This window comes from Paenibacillus baimaensis, assembly GCF_025567575.1.
On record NZ_JAOQIO010000089.1, the window covers coordinates 38,561 to 57,508 of the forward strand.

General features: G+C 43.4%; 16 protein-coding genes. 15 read left to right on the top strand and 1 reads right to left on the bottom strand.

The genetic code is table 11. The features are described from left to right. Positions 1–10 precede the first annotated feature (10 nt). Genes OB236_RS22745 through OB236_RS22755 form a run of 3 tightly spaced genes read left to right on the top strand, consistent with a single transcriptional unit; the run spans position 11 to position 3,275 of the window. Positions 11–940 carry a carbohydrate ABC transporter permease gene (locus OB236_RS22745; RefSeq protein ID WP_262686026.1) on the top strand — a complete coding sequence of 310 codons (930 nt, stop codon included), beginning with the start codon at positions 11–13 and terminating at the stop codon, positions 938–940. A 13-nt stretch (positions 941–953) separates the two neighbouring features. Then, positions 954–1,787, top strand: coding sequence for a carbohydrate ABC transporter permease (locus tag OB236_RS22750; protein WP_262686027.1), 834 nt, complete (start codon positions 954–956; stop codon positions 1,785–1,787). A gap of 30 nt (positions 1,788–1,817) precedes the next feature. Continuing rightward, positions 1,818–3,275, top strand: a complete 1,458-nt coding sequence (locus OB236_RS22755) for a sulfatase family protein (RefSeq protein ID WP_262686028.1) — start codon at positions 1,818–1,820, stop codon at positions 3,273–3,275. Positions 3,276–3,391: 116 nt separating this feature from the next. On the opposite strand, the gene OB236_RS22760 is transcribed toward OB236_RS22755, so the two are convergent. After that, positions 3,392–4,561 carry a benzoate/H(+) symporter BenE family transporter gene (locus OB236_RS22760; RefSeq protein WP_262686152.1) on the bottom strand — a complete coding sequence of 390 codons (1,170 nt, stop codon included), beginning with the start codon at positions 4,559–4,561 and terminating at the stop codon, positions 3,392–3,394. Between the two features lie 239 nt (positions 4,562–4,800). On the opposite strand from OB236_RS22760, the gene OB236_RS22765 reads away from it, so the two are divergent. The 12 genes from OB236_RS22765 (at position 4,801) to OB236_RS22820 (ending at position 18,597) form a co-directional block, all read left to right on the top strand. Further along, on the top strand, positions 4,801–6,897 hold the full coding sequence (locus tag OB236_RS22765) for a beta-galactosidase (RefSeq protein WP_262686029.1): 2,097 nt from the start codon (positions 4,801–4,803) through the stop codon (positions 6,895–6,897). A 2-nt stretch (positions 6,898–6,899) separates the two neighbouring features. Further along, positions 6,900–8,018, top strand: a complete 1,119-nt coding sequence (locus tag OB236_RS22770; protein ID WP_262686030.1) for a type I phosphomannose isomerase catalytic subunit — start codon at positions 6,900–6,902, stop codon at positions 8,016–8,018. 484 nt (positions 8,019–8,502) lie between these two features. Next, the gene (locus tag OB236_RS22775) at positions 8,503–9,387 is read left to right on the top strand and encodes a carbohydrate ABC transporter permease (RefSeq protein ID WP_262686031.1); all 885 of its coding nucleotides are present in this window, start codon (positions 8,503–8,505) and stop codon (positions 9,385–9,387) included. Positions 9,388–9,399: 12 nt separating this feature from the next. Beyond that, the gene (locus OB236_RS22780) at positions 9,400–10,224 is read left to right on the top strand and encodes a carbohydrate ABC transporter permease (RefSeq protein ID WP_262686032.1); all 825 of its coding nucleotides are present in this window, start codon (positions 9,400–9,402) and stop codon (positions 10,222–10,224) included. Between the two features lie 132 nt (positions 10,225–10,356). Continuing rightward, a complete protein-coding gene (locus OB236_RS22785; RefSeq protein WP_262686033.1) occupies positions 10,357–11,694 on the top strand; it encodes an ABC transporter substrate-binding protein in 1,338 nt (445 codons plus the stop codon). Positions 11,695–11,797: 103 nt separating this feature from the next. Then, on the top strand, positions 11,798–13,579 hold the full coding sequence (locus OB236_RS22790; protein WP_262686034.1) for a cache domain-containing sensor histidine kinase: 1,782 nt from the start codon (positions 11,798–11,800) through the stop codon (positions 13,577–13,579). Position 13,580: 1 nt separating this feature from the next. Then, complete coding sequence (locus tag OB236_RS22795) at positions 13,581–15,206, top strand: response regulator (RefSeq protein WP_262686036.1); 1,626 nt, start codon at positions 13,581–13,583, stop codon at positions 15,204–15,206. A 93-nt stretch (positions 15,207–15,299) separates the two neighbouring features. Then, positions 15,300–16,571 (top strand): serine hydrolase domain-containing protein, encoded by a 1,272-nt coding sequence (locus OB236_RS22800; RefSeq protein WP_262686037.1) that lies wholly within the window; start codon positions 15,300–15,302, stop codon positions 16,569–16,571. Positions 16,572–16,618: 47 nt separating this feature from the next. Further along, positions 16,619–16,861 carry a hypothetical protein gene (locus OB236_RS22805; RefSeq protein WP_262686038.1) on the top strand — a complete coding sequence of 81 codons (243 nt, stop codon included), beginning with the start codon at positions 16,619–16,621 and terminating at the stop codon, positions 16,859–16,861. After that, positions 16,846–17,142 (top strand): GNAT family N-acetyltransferase, encoded by a 297-nt coding sequence (locus OB236_RS22810; protein ID WP_262686153.1) that lies wholly within the window; start codon positions 16,846–16,848, stop codon positions 17,140–17,142. The genes OB236_RS22805 and OB236_RS22810 overlap by 16 nt, the downstream gene beginning before the upstream one ends. A gap of 26 nt (positions 17,143–17,168) precedes the next feature. Then, complete coding sequence (locus OB236_RS22815; protein WP_262686039.1) at positions 17,169–17,879, top strand: AAA family ATPase; 711 nt, start codon at positions 17,169–17,171, stop codon at positions 17,877–17,879. Positions 17,880–18,165: 286 nt separating this feature from the next. Next, on the top strand, positions 18,166–18,597 hold the full coding sequence (locus OB236_RS22820) for a DUF6526 family protein (RefSeq protein WP_262686040.1): 432 nt from the start codon (positions 18,166–18,168) through the stop codon (positions 18,595–18,597). The last annotated feature ends 351 nt before the right edge of the window (positions 18,598–18,948 follow it).

Below are 18,948 nucleotides of genomic sequence, written 5' to 3' on the forward strand. Positions count from 1 at the left end.
AGTGAAGCCGGTGTCGAGCTCTTCCATAACAGTACAGCAGGCTAACCCGGTCAGAAGAAAACGCAAGAGGTTGAACGAAAAGACGCTGGCCTTGTTGTTGATTACACCGCCCGTTTTGTTTCTTCTGCTATTCACGCTGTATCCCATTTTAAAAGTATTCTGGATGTCCCTGCATCAAATTTCGGTGTCCCAGCCATGGCTGGGCACCCCCTTTATCGGACTGGATAATTATGTCGAGGCCTTAAAGGATTCACGCTTCTGGCATTCTACCGGATTTACGCTTGCTTTTTCACTGATTACGGTTGTTTTCGAAATTGTATTAGGTTTGTTTCTGGCGATAATCGCTAACAAAACATTTCCGTTTCGCAGCTTTGTCCGTGCGGCCATCCTCTTTCCATGGGCTCTGCCGGCTGTTACGAATGCGTTAACGTGGAGATGGATGTATAACTCCGACTATGGATTATTTAACGGATTATTGTTGCAATGGGGCTGGATCGAGAAGCCGATTAACTGGCTGGGAAATACGGACCTTGCTTTTGTAGCTGTATGTACCGTGGCTATATGGAAAACGGCCTCCTTTATGGCGATTATTTTACTGGGCGGTCTGCAATCCATTTCCCATGATATTTACGAAGCCGCACATATTGACGGAGCCAGCAGGGTACAAGCTTTTTTTCAAATTACGCTTCCTCTGCTGAAAAATGTTTTTCTGGTTGCCCTTGTGCTGCGAACGATGCATTCTCTGCAGGCATTTGACCTGATGTTCGGTCTTACACAGGGAGGACCAGGAAATTCCACGGAGTCTTTGCCCATGTATATTCATACGAAAGCTTTTATTGAAATGGAATGGGGCTACGGATCGGCACTGGGTGTCCTGCTGTTTGTTATTATATTCGTCATTTCCATGCTCTATCTGAAATTTCTATATGACCCGGAATGAAGGAGGGAATATATTGACCCGTTATTTATTTGCTAAAAAATTGCTCTTTTTTATTACGATAGTGGCTCTTGTTATTCTTTCCTTCTTTCCGTTATATTGGCTGTTTATTTCTTCGCTAAAGCCAGCGGATCAATTGTTTTCCATGCCGCCCAAGCTATTCACATTAACGCCTACGCTTAAACATTATGTTGCTGCCTTCAAAACACAGCCATTGGCACTCTATTACTGGAATAGCACCGTCGTTGCCAGTATAACTTTAGTTATTACGCTTATTTTTGGTTGCATGATTGCTTATCCGGTAGCCCGCCTGCAATTTCGCGGCAAGTCGGCCGTATTGATGCTGGTTGTGGCCACATCGATGTTTCCGGCGATGACGATGGTTCTTCCGATTTTTTCTGCATTACGTGATATCGGACTGCTCAATTCTTTTATAGGCTTGGGTGTCACACACGCTGCATTTTCACTGCCGATGGTCGTTTGGCTGTTGTCTGCTCTCTTTAAGGAAGTGCCAATGGAGTTGGAGGATGCGGCTTTAATTGATGGATATAATCGGCTTCAGGCCTTTCTTAACATCATGCTTCCGCTGGCTGCTCCCGCAATGGCGACGGCAGCCATTCTGGTGTTCGTGAACAGCTGGAATGAGTTCTTGTTTTCATTCACACTGATGTCCGAGGCGGGTAAACGGACACTTCCGGTAGGCATCATGATGTTCCCCGGAGAGTATGAGTTTCCTTGGGCGACGATTTCGGCAGCTATCGTGGTATCGGTCGTTCCGCTTGTACTGGTTATTTTATTTTTTCAAAAGCAGGTTGTGCAAGGATTGACTAACGGTGCTGTGAAAGGATAAAAATAAAATTGCTATTGGAGAGGGTACACAATGAGAATTTTATTACTGGATTTGGATTCATTAAGCCCGGATCATATGGGCTGCTACGGATATCACCGAAATACGTCTCCGAATATCGATAACATTGCACAGCAAGGCGTGCGTTTTGACAATTATTATACTTCGGACGCGCCTTGTTCTCCTTCACGCGCTGCCTTAATGTCCGGTCGCTTTGGTATTCATAACGGCATTGTGGGTCATGGCGGAACCGCTGGCGATATGAGGCATGAGGGAGTTCCACGAGGCTTTCAGGATACTTTGGCCAAGGAGAGCCTGCCTGCTCTGTTGCGATCCGCAGGGTTGAAAACCGTACTTTTTAGCCCTTTTGGGGAAAGGCATTCGCAGTGGACCTTTTATGCGGGCTTCAACGAAATGCATAATACAGGCAATAAAGGGATGGAATCTGCTGAGGAGGTCACTCCCGAGGTTCTTAAATGGATGGAGCAAAATGCGTCACAGGATGACTGGTTTCTTTACGTGAATTATTGGGACCCGCATACGCCTTACCGGGCACCGGATAGCTTCGGTAATCCGTTTCAGGATGATCCACTTCCGGCTTGGATGACAGAGGGGGTACTGGAACGCCATAAAGCAAAGGTCGGTCCGCACAGCGCACGCGACATTAATATGTACAATAACGAAACGAATCCATCCTATCCGCGGCATCCCGGCGAAATTATGGATATGGACGGACTGAGAACGATGATTGACGGTTATGATTGCGGCATCCGGTATATGGATGATCATCTTGGCCGCTTGTTCAAGGAGCTTGAGCGTCAAGGTGTCATGGACGAGGTAGTCATTATGATTACAGCTGATCATGGTGAAAATATGGGTCAGCTTGGTATATACGGCGAGCACGGTACTGCTGATCAGGGCACATGTCATATCCCTATGATTGTCAGATGGCCGGGCATTACGCGTCCTCATGTTGACAAGGGGCTGCATTATCATTTGGATTTGGCTCCTACGTTGGCGGAATTATTGAATAAGCCAGCAGGTGCGAGCTGGGACGGACAAAGTTATGCGCCTGCTTTAACGCAGGGAGAGTCATGCGGTCGGGAATACCTCGTTGTATCTCAATGCGCGCATGTGTGCCAGAGAAGCGTTCGATTTGATGACTGGATCTATGTGCGTACTTATCATGATGGCTATCATTTGTTCCCGGATGAAATGCTGTACCATTTGAAGCAAGATCCGTTTGAGCAGGAGGATGTTGCGGACTCCAACTTATCGGTCCGTAAGGATGCTGTGTATTACTTGAATCAATGGCATGACGATCAGATGAAAACAATGCCGTTTGACACAGATCCTTTGTGGACGGTTATGAAGGAAGGCGGCCCCTTCCATGCCAAGGGCTACTTGAAGGACTACGCACTTAGGCTGGAACAATCGGAACGGGGACATGCGATAGAAGAACTGAGACAACGACATCCTCGGGAGTTTTAAGAGGTAGCGCACAACACAAAGAAGGTCACGACATTTTGTGTGGCCTTCTTTGTGTTGTGCTCTTGCTCCTGCAATCTGCTCCAGGCGTTTCGTGAACCTACCTGGGCTTTTTCTGCCTATGCCTGATCTTCTTTGAGCTTTTGCTTACTAAACTTACCTTCACCCAGCAGTTTTGCCGATATCACACCTACCAGCAAAGACCATACCGGAGCGGAAATACCAAGAAAGGAGAGATTCGATATGGCGATTACAAAAACAAACAAGATAGATAATTGATATGAAGGCTCAGAAAAGGAGGATCGCAAGCTGTTTAACAGAACTCCCAAAAGAGCAAAACCAGAAAGCAACGTAATGAATGAGGAAGGGAGCAGCTCAATAATCACGATCATTTTCCACGCAAATAGTCCGAACAATGCGACTAATCCACCGGAAACCAGGGCTGCTACCAGCCGTTTCTCTTTCGGGCCCGCTTCATCGCTACTGCAAAGCGCAGTCATCATCCCGCCTATATTTACTGCATGTCCCCCAAATAAACCAACAATTAACGTGCCCAATCCCGAAAAAACAAGTGTTTTATTGACAGGTGGATGATATCCATTTTTTTTCAGGGCAGCTAAAGCGACCGCGATATCATTACTTAAAATTAATACAGCTAAGGGAATCGCAATCGTAATAAAGCTATTCAATGTAAAGGCCGGCATAACAAGCTGAGGCAAACTAAATTCAGTCTCTTGAACAATTGGAAAATCGTAACCTATGAAAAGTCCTAAGACACCAAAAATAAGTACACCTAATAATGGAGAGATCCATTTAGATATTCTAGGTCCGATAAAAAATCCCAGAATGGCCAGACCACCTACAAGTGGAGACTCTTTAAAAGCAGGAACGATATGAACAACATAATTCAGAATAAGACCCGCGAGCATGGCATCAATCATCGGCTTGGGTATGAACGTCAATACTTTATTAAATAATCCCGAAAATCCGAATATAAGGATAAGTCCACCGGTCATCATGAAGCTGCCTGACAATTCATTGACTGAAAAATTAGCTGCCACTGTACTTAAAAAAGCGACGGCTGTTATGGAGTGTGCTCCGCCAAAAGGGATCTTGTACTTGAGAGACAAGGCGATGTTGAAAACACCACCGATAAAGTAAACAACGAATATCCATGAAATAAGCTCTGATCGGTTTAATCCAATCATTTCTGCACATTTAATGACCAGAATCGCGCCACCTGTGCAGGCCATTAAAGCGGACAGGATACCAGCCAAAACGTTTTGCATGTTCAAAATGGAAGCTACTCCTTCTCTTAACCTGTTGTATAGGAATGTGTTATATAGGCGGTTATGATTCCTTAACTATATTAACTTAAAAAAGATCATCAGTAACCATCCAATATATGAATTTTTGAAGTGGTATAAATTTTTTGGATTTGGTCATGTTCCTTGCTTATCAGTCAGAACCCTGACATTTATAATTAAACAATGACTATCAATATGATGAAGGTAGGGAGAAAAATATAATGAAATCTTTTCCATACGGATCCGTGCTCAAGGTACAACGGGAATTTACACTTGAAACGATCAAAAAGAAATTGGATGATATGAATCAATGTGGAATGAACTTTGTCGTCATTTGGCCTGCTGTTTTTTGGTGGGAAAATAAAGCCAATGCGAATTACCCTTTTCAGACAGGGATCGAGATTCTTAAGCATGCGGAGCAAATCGGCATGAAGGTTATTATGGAGCTGGCCGGGCAAATTACCGCGCTGGAATATGCGCCCGATTTTCTGATGAGGGAAGAATATTATGCTACCAAAGCGAATGGAACCGTGGATAATGATAAAATTATTTTCGATTATTTAAACTACAACCATCCTGAAGTGAAGCAGCTGGTTAAGAAAAATTACACCGATGTGGCCAATGCTTATAAAGGATATGCAGCTTTGTACGGCTACGATATTCTGAATGAGACGATGTTTACCTCGTATGATCGTTATACGCTGCAGCTGTTCCGCGGCTGGCTGGAGGAGAAATACGGTACGATTGACCGGTTAAATGAAGTATGGGACCGCTCGTATTATGATTGGCAGCAAATTGAATTCACCTATTGGCTATGGGCCAGCGTGATGCCGTTTGTCGATTGGGAGCAATTCCGCAAGGCTAACGTCGGCATGATTTTGAATGAGTGGAAAGGTTATGTGAAATCCGTTGACCCGGATCGTCCGACGATTGCCGATAATATCAATTCCATGATTGCTACGGATAATTTCTATACGAGACCGCATGATGACTGGAACGTTGCGGAAAATGTGGACGAGTACGGGATCTCATTTTATCCCAAAGAAAATTTAACAGGCCAGCCGCATTATAAGCGTTGGGAAACGTTTGTTGGTGTACATTCTGCTACAAAAACAGGCCGTTTCTGGATTTCGGAGCTGCAAAGCCATCATCGCAACATGTTCAATCCGAATAGTATTGTATATCCTTACGAGCTCAAATGGTGGAATTGGGAAGCTATTTCTCACGGGGCCAAAGGCATGATATATTGGAAATGGGATCCATTCATCAAAGGCATTCAAACAGCGGGTCGGGGATTGGTGGATACGCAGGGCGGGTTCACGCCAAGAGCGCATGCAGCGGCTGAAATTGCCGATATTCTCGAAGCACATGCCCATGAATTTACAACTTATGAGCCTGAGCAGCCGCGTGCGGTTATTCTCTACGATAAGCTGACCCATGACTTTACCAAAGCCTTTACGCTTACGGTGCCTAAAGAAACGAATATTTATATCAATTCCATTGCTGGCTTGTATGAAAGTTTGTGGGAGCTGAATATTCCGGTTAAATTTATTACACCTGAAGATGTGAAGAGTGGAAAAGTGAACGAGTTCCAGACTTTGTTCCTGACAAATCAACTAGCGATTGGGCCTGAGCTTGCAGCTGCAATCAAGCATTTTGCAGAGCAGGGCGGCACGGTTATCGCGGATGGTAAATTTGGCGAAATTCGTGAAGACAGCATCCTGAATGAGGAATTGCCGGGCGGAGCGCTGAATTCAGAGCTTGGCTACCGTTTCGTGGATATTGATCCACTGAACCTGCAAATCTCACTTGACGCAGATGGAGATAAGACAACGGGGATACCTGGATATTTTGAACGGAAAATCCTGAGTATTGATAATTCGAAGGCAGAAGTATGGGGCAGCTATTCCGATCATCATCCTGGAGTGCTGTGCTCGCCGATTGGCAAAGGCCGAATCATTTATATTTCCACAATGCTTTGGTATGGTTATCATATGGAACCTAATCCCGATGTATTGAAATGGGTTCAGCTGTTGGATGCCAAGTATTCGCTTTCCCTGCATGCCGCCGCTGATTCCCGATTGAAAATATGTACATTGCGAGGGGAAGACGGGCTCTTGTTGTTCGTATTCAACTACACAGACGAGGCCGTGGAATCGGAAGTGGTATTGAACGGAATCAGTTCGCAGCTTGAATCTGCTTCCAACATCACTAGTGGCAGCGCCGTGGAAGCACGTCAGCAGCAGGACCAAGTCGTATTACCTGTAGCTTTACAGAGCAAAGATGTAGCGATTTACAAGCTTTCATGGAGGGGATAACAATGTCCGAAACAAATTTCGACAAACTGGCTTCGCAGCCTATTTTGCTGCAAGCCAATCGGGTATGGCGCACGTATTCAGGCGGCAAGCTCATTGATCAATGGCAGGGCAATGATCATCCTGAAGACAGCAGCTTTCCGGAAGAGTGGGTTGCTTCTGTAGTAAAAGCTACGAATGTGGGACGCGAGCATATCCAGGATGAGGGATTAAGCACAATCAAGCTCACCGATGGAACAGAAGTTACCTTGCAGGAAGTCACCGATTCCAATCCGGAAGCGTTTCTGGGCAAGACTCATGTGGAAAAACACGGGTCCCACACAGCGGTACTGGTCAAATTGCTCGATTCCAGCGAACGGCTGACGATTCAGGTACACCCGGACCGCGAATTCGCGCAAACGATGTTCAATTCCCAATTCGGCAAAACGGAAGCCTGGTATGTGATTGGTGGCAGACAAATCGATGGGGAAGAGCCCTATGTTTTGTTTGGCTTCAAGCCTGGGATGACAGCAGAGAAATGGAAGGAGCTGTTCGAGCAGCAGGATATTCCTGGTATGATCGACGCCTTGCACCGGATTCCGGTTCGCGAGGGTGAGGTCTATCTGGTCGAGGGTGGCGTACCTCATGCTATTGGCATCGGCTGCTTCCTTATTGAAATTCAGGAGCCTACGGATTACACACTGCGTACGGAGAAAGTGACTCCAAGGGGAAATATTGTCCCGGATCAAGCGTGCCATCAGGGGCTTGGTTTTGAAAATATGCTTAATTGCTTTCATTATGATGCTTATTCCCTGGAGCAAATTAAAGACAAATGGTTCATTGCTCCAACCCAGCTTCAGGAAACAGCCGGAGGCAGCTTAAGAGCACTCATTAAGGAAACCGATACGGACCGCTTCACCATGAACCGTCTGACCGTCGTGTCCGAGTATGCTTACGAGAATGACGGGACGTTTGCGATTGCCATTGTTGTACAAGGAAAAGGCAAGCTGCTATGGGGATCAGAAGAAATCAGCATTAAACAGGGGAATACTTTTTTCCTGCCAGCCTCCTTATCTTCAGTGAAATGGATCAGCACAGATGAATCACCGTTGGAGGTCATTCTGTGCTACCCTCCCAAGCCATGATTCACTGAATCACGGCTCATAGCTCAAATATTACAAAGTTAAAGCTCTCCTGGACGTTCAGGAGGGCTTTTTCTTTTACGCAACGGGATTGCTTTCGTTAGGCTCACGTTAAATCACTACAAAGGGTCTCACGGTTATGAAAGACGTAAAGGCAAATCGGCACTTAGGGGTAAAAAGTGACAGACAGCAAAAAAAGATGAACAGAGGACATGGGTGTGGGGTGGAAAGTTTACGGGCCGTCTTTGAAGTCGTGTTCCCACCGCTTAGTCTCATCCATGGAACACGACTTCAACAACGGCTGCAACTCCATACCCATGTCCTCGCCAACGCACCCAAGTATGGGTTTAGAAAAGCACCTAACATGCCTTCCCCCAAACAAGTATAAATTTTTTCAAACCGGTCACTTTCAACGCTTATGGACAATCGTCGGGTTCCGTATACTAAAGTCAATGAACATCAATTAAGAAAGGAAAGGCTGAAGTCCATGAAAAAAAACAATGTCTCCGAAACCATAACGGGTTACATATTTATCGGCCCACTAGCGATAGGACTGCTTGTACTGACACTGATTCCCATTATTATCTCCATCGTGTTGAGTTTTACAAGCTGGAGTCTGGTTCAAGGGCTGCAGGGGATTCATTTTGTCGGATTGAAAAATTTTGTCCAATTGTTCAATGACCCTGTATTTCTTAAATCACTCAGCAATAATTTCATCTTTATTCTTGTCGTACCGGTGACGATGATTAGCGCCCTTCTCCTTGCTGTTACTATTAACAAGAATGTATATTGGAAAGACTTGTTCAAGGTCGTTTATTTCATGCCTTATATCTCAAGCATCGTAGCGGTAGCGATTGTATGTCAGGTGCTCTTTCATCCAGAGTACGGGCCGATTAATGAGACGCTAAAAGCTATTGGAATAGCCAATCCACCTAAGTGGCTTGCCGATCCTCAATTTTCACTGCTTACGATTATGGGGATCACGGTATGGACCGGGGTTGGGTATAATCTGATTATTTATTTGGCAGGTTTGCAAAGCATCCCGAAGGACTTGTATGAAGCGGCCGATATTGACGGGGCCAACTCGATCGTCAAGTTTTTCAAAATCACGCTGCCGTTATTATCGCCAACGACCTTCTTCCTGTTGGTAACGGGCATCATTGGCTCTTTTAAAGTGTTTGATATTATTGTTGTTTTGACCGGCGGAGGGCCTTCCGATTCCTCTTCCATGATGGTGTTTTACTTGTATCAACAAGCTTTTATCAATTTGAAGACGGGTTATGCATCCGCAGTATCGGTTGTTCTTCTCGTCTGTGTATTGATCATCACCTTGATTCAATTTTTCGCCCAGAAAAAATGGGTCAATTACTAGGAGGTTCGCTGCATGAATCTTAGCTTACGCAAATCCAGCATCACCTTACTGATGTTGATTATAGGTATCCTGTTTTTGTTTCCATTCTTTTGGATGATTTCCGCTTCATTCAAGCAGGAAACGGAAGTGTTCAACTTCCCGATCGAATGGATCCCGACGCATTGGAACGCGGTGCAAAATTACACGCAGGTATGGTTAAAAACCCCGTTTGCTCAATACTACGGGAACTCTATCCTCGTGTCCGTGTCAACGACAGCTTTATCCGTTTTTATTTCATGTATGGCGGCCTATGGATTTACTAAAGTCTATTTCAAAGGAAGAGAAGTCATTTTCCTTATTTTGCTAGTCGTTTATATGATCCCGCATCAAGCCATACTGGTACCACAATTTATTATTTTTCGTTGGTTAGGCTTGTACGATACACACATAGGGCTCATATTTTTAAATTGCTTCAGCGTACTGGGAACTTTTTTACTCCGTCAAGCTTTCTTAAGTATTAATGATGAATTTATAGAATCGGCCAGAATGGACGGGGCAGGTCACTTTCGGATCTTTACCTCGGTCATTGTGCCTTTGGTGAAACCGGTCGTTGCGACTTATGCGATCTTAAGATTCATCTGGACCTGGAACGATTATCAGAACCCGTTAATCTTTTTGAATTCCAAGCATTTGTTTACCCTTCAGTTGGGCATTCAATCGTTCGGTAATGAAAACGGTCAATTTTATTCATTGGTGATGGCTGGAGCCGTATCGGCTATTTTACCGCTGCTGATTGTGTTTATCATTGGTCAAAAGCATGTCATTGAAGGTATTTCTGCAGGCGGCGTGAAGGGTTAAAAAGTGTTGTTTAAGTAAAAATATTTACCAATAGGATAAAATTGTTGCTTATGTAGATATTTTCCGATCGACTATAATGAAGTTGCTGCTGGATCTTACAAAATTGAATTCAAATAAAGGGGATACATTCAAATGAAAAAGACAAGTGCTTTGCTACTTACCAGTGCAATGATGGCTTCGTTGTTAGCAGGCTGTGGAGAAAAGCCTAAGGAAGAGCAGGCTGCTGCAGGCGCTGGCAATGCGAAACAGGTTAATCTTAAGGTTTACACCTGGTTGTCTGAAGAAACGGCTCATTGGAGCAAGATTATGCCTGAATTTAATAAAGAATATCCGAACATCAAGGTTGATGTAAATATTCTATCCTCCAAGGATGATGCTCATGAAGCAATGAAAAAGCTGGACTTGGCGGCGGCTTCCGGTCAACAAATGGACGTTGTCATGCTGAATGACTCAACTGGATATACGCAGCGTGTGAATGCAGGAATGCTGGCTCCATTGGACGATTTTTTGAAAACTGACGGGATCGACTATGATAGCGAATACAAGGCTACAACTCAAATCAACGGTAAATATTACGCGCTTCCAGGCAGATTGCTTACCTGGTTTGTGATGTTAAACAAACAAAAGCTTGATGAAGCAGGCCTTGCGGTTCCCAAGGAATGGACCTGGGATGAGTTCATGGATTATTCCAAGAAGCTAACCAAAGGTGAAGGCCCATCCAAACAGTACGGAACTTATTTCCACAACTGGATGCAGTACATTACTTTGGCAAACGTGAACAATCCGACTAACAACCGTATCGTAACCGCGGATGGCAAGGTTGAAATTAATAACGACCGCATCCGTAAATCGTTGCAAATTGCCAATCAAGTGCAGAACGTGGACAAAACGGCTCATTCGTATGCAGATGTCATTTCGCAAAAATTAACATACCGCAATGAATACTTTGGTGGTAAAGCGGCTATCATCCCGACAGGAAATTGGATGATTACAGAAGCGGCAGGCAGTGAAACGATCCCAGCCAAATTTGTATCCGTGTTTGCTCCATACCCGAAATTTTCCAAAGACGATCCAAACGGCCAGACATTGGCGACGATTGATTATATTGGTGTAGCTGCAAGCTCGAAGAATCCGAAGGAAGCTTACGAGTTTACCCGCTGGTTTACGACCAAAGGTATCTTGGCTTCGGAAGCTATGATCTCATCATGGACGAAAGCAGATTTAAACAAAATGATTGACGGCTTGATTAAGACAGGTAAAAATCCGGAAATGGTCGATAAAGCCTCATTGGAATATGTAATGAACATTTCGAAGCCGGTTAAAATTGTTGCTCCTCCAGCTTATATCAGCGACGCGGAAAAAAGGTATACCTCGGAAGTAGAAAAATTCCTGTTGGACAAGGTAGATCTGGAAACGACGATTAAAAATGCAGAAAAAGCTGTAACTGATGTGGTTAATACCAATAAATAATTAGATGCAGGGTATGATACAATAGATCTATCAGAAAAATACAAGCCGTGGAGAGTGAATTACTCTTCACGGTTATCCTGTTTTACGCAAAGTAGGGATGGAATTGAACTCATTATTTAAAAAGCTGTTCAAATTGTCTCTGAGACAAAAAATTATGTTCTCCATTATCGCTTGTCTGATCGCTCCTCCCATTATCGCCATCCAGGTATCCGATTATTTTACAAGAGATGTACTGCGTGAGCAGGCTGCCACGAATGCTCAGGAATCATTGGATGTTGCGAATTTATATGTGACGGATCTGTTGAATTCCATGATTTATATGACCAATAACATTCAATTTGACAATGAAACTGCAACCGTCATGAGAAAGCTGGGTCAAGAGCCGTTTGATCCATCGTTAATCGTGATGGAAGGTAAATATATAACGAATAAACTGGAGACGCTTGTGTTCTCCAAGGATCATATGTATATCTCGGTCCTGCTGCCCAATGGGGCTTATTTTACGAATTATTCGGGCTCTGAATTCAATCCGCTGCAGTTTCGTTCCGAGCCCTGGTTTGCAAAGCTGGATTCCATGACCGAGTATGATATTCACTGGGTGGGAACACACCCGAACTATATTGGCTCAAGAACGAAAGCAAGCCCTAATCTGGTAACCATGGCAAGGGTGCTCAAGTCAAGCAGCTCCAAGCCCTATGCTTATATTGTTTTAAGTGCGGAGGAGCAGATGATCAGTGATTTTTTCAACAAGTATGCTCCAACGCAAAAAATGATGTTAACGGATTCAACAGGCACCATTCTTGCAAGTACGGATAACCAGCAAATAGGAACGGTCTTTTCACAGATGGAAGCTACGGATCAATCGAAAACCAAATTTTTAATGGTGGACAACCAGGAATATATATTATTAAATGAACCGCTTTCGATTTCGGGATGGCATCTGATCAGCTTGGTGTCTTACCAAACGGCGATTGAAAAGATTCAAAATATTCGCAAAAACGATTATTGGGCTCAATTTGTTTTTTTGCTTATTTTTATTGTGTTCCTGTTCTTGATCATTAACCGAATTACGAAACCGCTCGTTGTATTGGCGAGGGTAGCTGCCAGTGTTAAATTAGGAACGCTGAATGTCAGAGCGGATATTCGAGGCACGGATGAAATAGGCCGGCTTGGACAGGTGTTTAATCAGATGCTGGAACGCATTGAACTGATGATTGAGCAGATCACGGAGGAGCAGACGCGTAAACGGATGCTGGAGTTGGAGCTGCTGCAGGCGCAAATCAATCCGCATTTTTTATTTAACCTGTTAAATTCGATCCGGATGAAGATCCGAATGAGAGGGGACCGGGAAAGCGCCGATCTCATTACATCACTCTCCAAGCTGCTGCGTATGACGATCAACCGCAACAATGAGTTTTTGCCGGTGGATGTGGAAGTAGATACAGTTCGACATTATGTGAAGCTGATGAATGTTAGACATAATCAAAAAATCCAGTTTGAGGAGTCCATCGTACCGAATGTGCTGATGGAGGATATCCCTCGATTTACGATCCAGCCTTTTATTGAGAATGCTTTTATACATGGGTTAAATCAGAAATACGGTCACATCATCTTGTCTATATGGAAAGATCAAACTTATTTAATCATATCCGTGTGGGATGACGGTGTCGGCATCGATGAAGAAAAAATGGATGAACTGAAAAAATCATTGAATCGCGAAGCGAATGACTCCAAGAGCCGAATCAATGGGATTGGATTGAAAAATGTCCATGACCGTTTGGCCTTGATTTATGGTCCTTCCTTTCAAATGGATATTCAAAGCGATGCCAAGAGCGGCACGGAGATTACAATCAAGCTTCCGCTTCGGGCAAAAGGGGAGGATTAGTGTGTACAAAGTATTGTTGGCAGATGACGACTATCCGGTAATCGAATTTTTGAGACAAGAAATCCCTTGGGATGAACTGAATCTGCAATTCATCGGGTATGCGGAGGATGGTTTATCGGCATTGGCCAAAGCTCAGGAGGAGATGCCTGATATTTTGATTACCGATATTGGCATGCCCGGAATGAATGGCATCGAGCTGATCCAACACTTGAAGCAGCTCAACCCCAAAATGCGTACAGTCATTTTGTCCTGCCATGATGAATTTCAGTATACCCGCCAAGCGGTTAAGCTGCACGTACAAGATTATGTGCTCAAGGAATCGATGGAAATTGAAGAGATGGTCGATATTTTGAATAAGCTGCTGGTTCAAATGGATGAGGAACAGAACGAAACCCGAAGAAACCAAGGGATGCTGTTATCCTTCAAGCAAAATCAGGATACGCTGAAGGAGAAGCTGATCAGCAAGCTATTGCATGCTCCGATCTTTGATGAAGCCGAATGGCATCGGGAGTTTGACAAATTCGGTATTGACTTTTCAACTAAAAAATACTTCTCCGTCATTTGCTACATCAATCAATATGACAAGCAGTTGAAACGGTTCCAGTCCGAGGAAGTGCTTGTATATGCGATAAGCAATATCATCGATGAAATTTTGCATAATAATCAGGATGCGGTTTGTTTCCGTTTAGGCTCCAAGGAACTATTGTTTCTGTTTGCCGGGACCAGAATGACCGGGAATCAGGTTACGGATTTCGATAAGAAGCCTTTACAGGACATACAATCAGCCATTCACAAATATATAAAAATTGATGTTTCTTTTATTATGGGAGAGCATTACAGCAGCAATATTAAAGTGCTTAAAAGGGAGATCAATGTCTTAATGGAGTTGTCCCTTCAACGGTTTTATTTGCCTGATAGGGTAGTCATCCGAATGGAGCAGCTAACCGTTCCGTTTGCCCGCGAGGATATTTTCCAGTATTACTCGGAAGTCTCTGATGCCTTCGGGAAGCTGTTACTCGATGAAGCTGTGGAACTGATTGATGAAACGATTTCGGAATGGTTTCGTTTCTTCATCGAACATCGGTTTCATCCTGAAGAACTGAAGAGCTTCATTCTCAGACTGGTGATGGACCAATATGTGAAAGTCAGATCCTCAGCTCAATATTTTGATTTTGAAATGTCGAAGGAGCTGCTGCATCAGGCTGTTTTATCTGTCGAATCGGTCTACGAATTGGAAGTGTGGCTGAATTTATTTTGGAAATCGCTGCTCGAATCTATTTCGACCATGTCCAAACGTTCCAGACGTATGGAAATCATTAAGGCACAAAAATATGTACTGACCCATCTTGACCAGAAAATTACTTTGGAGGAAGTTTCGGAATTGCTGCATTTGAATCCGGCCTATTTCAGCCGTTTGTATAAAAAAGAGACCCAGGAGAGCTTTATCGGCTATGTCACCCGGATGAAGATGGAGAAGGCCAAGGAATGGCTCGAAACGACAAATAAAACGGTGGAGGAAATATCGGTTCAGCTTGGCTATGAGAATAAAAGCTACTTTAACAAATGCTTTAAATCGATTTACAATATGCCACCTTCCCTGATGCAGCAGAATCTCGGATTGAAGTAAGGTTGGATTACTAGCTTGTACCGCAGCGCGGCGGCCTGTCTGGATTGATGGGTGGCCGCACTAATTGATGTGAATCGTAAGTGAAATGTTGGAATGGAGATGAAAATTTTGAGCAATCCTAATGCTATCCTGCATTATATGAACGCGTATATGGAGCGTTTTCCGTTTTCAGGGGTTATCCGTGTTGTTAAACAAGGGGTAATTATTTGTACTCAGGCATATGGAAAGGCTTACATTGAATTCGATGTTTCCAATCATACCGACACCCGTTTTGGTTTAGCTTCAGTTTCAAAACAGTTTACAGCTTTTGCTGTAATGCAGTTGTATGACCAATTACTGATCGATATCGATCAACCCGTGAATGATTACCTTCCTGACGAGCTAAAGGTGGACCAGCGTATCACTGCCCATCATTTAATGTCACATACTTCCGGTTTACCCACTTTCCACGGACTGGATGGCCATTTCTTCGGAGACTATGACAAAACGAATTACAGACAGAGCGAGTTCGTAAAGTTTTTCCGGGAGCGTCCGCTGCATTTTGAACCGGGATCAGGATACGAATATTGTAATGCAGGATACCATATGCTTGCGTTCCTTGTTGAATCGGTAAGTGGTATTTCATTTAAAAAATATTTGGAGGGACATATTTTAAAGCCACTGGGGATGTTCGATACGACGCTTGAGGATGGAATTGGAATCCTGCCAGGTAAAGCCTTCGGATATGGTATGAACCATGAAAGTATAGTAAGAGGAGAATATCATAATCCGGCTTATAGTATCGGTGCTGGAGGTATGGTTTCTAACTGTTCAGACTTATATAAATGGTATCTTTGTCTCAAGGATCGTAAATTGCTGGGCAACAGCACGTATTCTCGCTTTATTCAGGAGAATGTAAACGGTTACTGCTATGGTTTATTCAAGGATTATATGTACGGAAAACCAAGATTTTATCATGACGGTGCATATCTTGGAATTGGTGCGTATATGCAAAGTTTTTTCGAAGATGATATTTGTATTATTGTGCTATGCAATTATGACTTCGTTAATTATTTTCGGGTAGGGAACGCGATCAGTGAGTTGATCTTTACAGGAAATGCAGAGCTTCCGCAGAAGCCGTTGGAAATCGTTCTTGATGAAGAGTTAGCTGAAAAGTATGAAGGCATCTACTTAAAAAATCGTGCAGAATTGAGAAAAGTTCATGATCATTGGGAATTTGTACATTTGGGCCGCTTTCACAAACCTCTCTATCCTATTGGGAACCATCAATTTCAGAGCACATGGTTGGATAAATCCTATATTCTAAAAGAATGTGAGGATGGTGAGTTTGAGTTTATAGGATTACGGAAGCAGATTGACTCCTGAAGGAGCTGCTTGAAATAGTGCGATAAGTTGTTTATAAGGGGGATACCATGCTCATCTTGCGAAAGGGAAACAGGAATGATCTTGAATTCTTGATTCGAATTGATTTGAAAAATGATGGATATACGTCAGGATCAGATGATATTGAACCGACAGAGCAGCAGCAAGAGGAACACCGCCAGAAGATACAGAAGTATGTAACTGATCCCAATAAAGGTGCATTTATTGCTGAGGATTCAGTTTTGTCCATGCCCATTGGTATGATCCATGGAAAACGATATATAATGAATTAGATCGTACCTTATTTCAAAGTGACGGTCGATTCCTCGAGATATTTCAATTATGGGTGCATCCAGATTACCGCAGAGCAGGCTTGGCAACACAACTTAAAAGCAAGCTGGAAGAAGAAGCTCAGTATCACAATGTCAATTTAATATATACACATACCGAAGCGGTAAATGATCACGTCATTGAGCTTAATAAAAAAATAGGTTATCAAGAGGTTCGACGTGGTCCTATTTGGGATGATATCATTCGTGTTAGCCTTATCAAACAGCTGAATGTATCCAATTAAGAGTATAAGCATTGGAGTTGAACACCATGTATTTGCGCAGCCTGGAAATTCTCAGAAATAAAGATCATGACTCAAAAACGTATCCCTTTACGATACCCGCGATCAAAGAATTGGACTCCATTTCGTTTGAAACGAATGTTACCTTTCTTGTGGGGGAAAATGGCTCAGGGAAATCGACACTGCTGGAGGCGATCGCCTATCAGTGTGGATTTAACACGGCTGGAGGAGGGAGGAACAACGCCTATGAGGTCGATGCTTCAGCGTCCATTCTAGGGGATCATATTCGGCTCTCATGGATGCCCAAAATCACGAATGGATTTTTTTTGCGAGCAGAAACCTTTTATCACTTTGCATCCCACATGGACACACTGCCCGAGAGCTTACAATATTACGGAGGTCGTTCCTTACATGAGCAATCGCATGGGGAGGCGTTTCTTTCACTTTTCACACATCGCTTTGGAAAAAGGGCGATTTACCTGCTGGATGAACCGGAAGCGGCTCTATCGCCTGCGCGGCAGCTGGCATTGCTGCGCATTATTAAAGATTTGGAGCACGATGCTCAGTTCATCATCGCTACACATTCACCAATTCTGCTCGGATATCCAAATGCGCAAATACTGAACTTTGACGTTCAGCCTGTAGCAGAGATTCGATATGAGGATACGCTGCATTATATTATTACCAGACGTTTTCTGGAAAACAGGAAGGCTGTCCTTAAGGAAATATTTGAAGATTAACAGATTTGATGAAAGACCTTCATACGAAGTATAGGGGTCTTTTTTGCAGTTAAGGATTCCCCGGGAAATATCGACATAATAAGAGGCGCGGCATGACTAATGACGGATAATTAATAAATGTGTTTTATTATTTTGGCAGCTACCAGAACAACAGGATTTACCAACTTCTTGTTGAATACAAATATATGTGCGACGCAGCGAAGGGGATGGTGTGAATGCCATGTCGTGTGTAATTCATTTTGAAATATTATAGTGTTATCAAAGCGACTTACAAGGAGGAAAAAGATTGAGTAAGCTCAAAGCGCAAAGTTATGACAATCATAAGAAATTTGTACCTCTATTCCATTTTGTCCTGGCACCCATCGCACTGATCCTATTCATTGCGTCGATTATTCACATGTTCAAAGAGCAATTTAGTTATGCTTCCCTTTTTGATTTTGGTATTTCCATATGTGTATTAATATTAGCGGCGCTTGTTCGCCTATTTGCAACCCAATTGCAGGATCGCAGCATTTTCCAGGAAGAGAACTTTCGGCACGTTCAACTTACAGGCAAACCCTTGGATGCAAGACTCAGTTTACAGCAGATCATCGCACTTCGTTTTGCTTCAGACGAATCATTTCCTCAATTATGTGTGAAGGCCGTCGAAACGGGGATGGAGCCTGACAAGATCAAGAAATCCATAACTGTGTGGAGGGCTGATCACCACCGAGTGTAACGTGATCATCTTTGCGGATTGTGTATTTGGAAAGGTTACAAACAGGATTCATATATCTCTTGGTTTGGGAGGCAGAGGAACGATGCATGCCCCTGGGCTCTATAAAACCTAAAGCCGCTAAACACTACTTTGAGTGTTTGGCGGTTTTTTTTAGCAGCGTGTTGACTTGGTACTGCTTGTGTCTGGCATTACATATCAATAAGATACACTTTAAGTATCATTCTTTAAATTAAAGGTATTTAGAATGAAAATAAACGAATTCCTATGTATTATATCCATTATAAGTTTAATATGTTATGTAAAATGAACATATTTATTAATATAATAAACTCATACCGATAAAGTAATCAA

Coding starts and splice junctions, on each gene's coding strand:
- OB236_RS22770 (WP_262686030.1), top strand. CDS start 6,900: ATGTCCGAAACAAATTTCGACAAACTGGCTTCGCAGCCTATTTTGCTG.
- OB236_RS22755 (WP_262686028.1), top strand. CDS start 1,818: ATGAGAATTTTATTACTGGATTTGGATTCATTAAGCCCGGATCATATG.
- OB236_RS22800 (WP_262686037.1), top strand. CDS start 15,300: ATGGAGATGAAAATTTTGAGCAATCCTAATGCTATCCTGCATTATATG.
- OB236_RS22805 (WP_262686038.1), top strand. CDS start 16,619: ATGCTCATCTTGCGAAAGGGAAACAGGAATGATCTTGAATTCTTGATT.
- OB236_RS22775 (WP_262686031.1), top strand. CDS start 8,503: ATGAAAAAAAACAATGTCTCCGAAACCATAACGGGTTACATATTTATC.
- OB236_RS22760 (WP_262686152.1), bottom strand. CDS start 4,561: ATGCAAAACGTTTTGGCTGGTATCCTGTCCGCTTTAATGGCCTGCACA.
- OB236_RS22815 (WP_262686039.1), top strand. CDS start 17,169: ATGTATTTGCGCAGCCTGGAAATTCTCAGAAATAAAGATCATGACTCA.
- OB236_RS22765 (WP_262686029.1), top strand. CDS start 4,801: ATGAAATCTTTTCCATACGGATCCGTGCTCAAGGTACAACGGGAATTT.
- OB236_RS22785 (WP_262686033.1), top strand. CDS start 10,357: ATGAAAAAGACAAGTGCTTTGCTACTTACCAGTGCAATGATGGCTTCG.
- OB236_RS22780 (WP_262686032.1), top strand. CDS start 9,400: ATGAATCTTAGCTTACGCAAATCCAGCATCACCTTACTGATGTTGATT.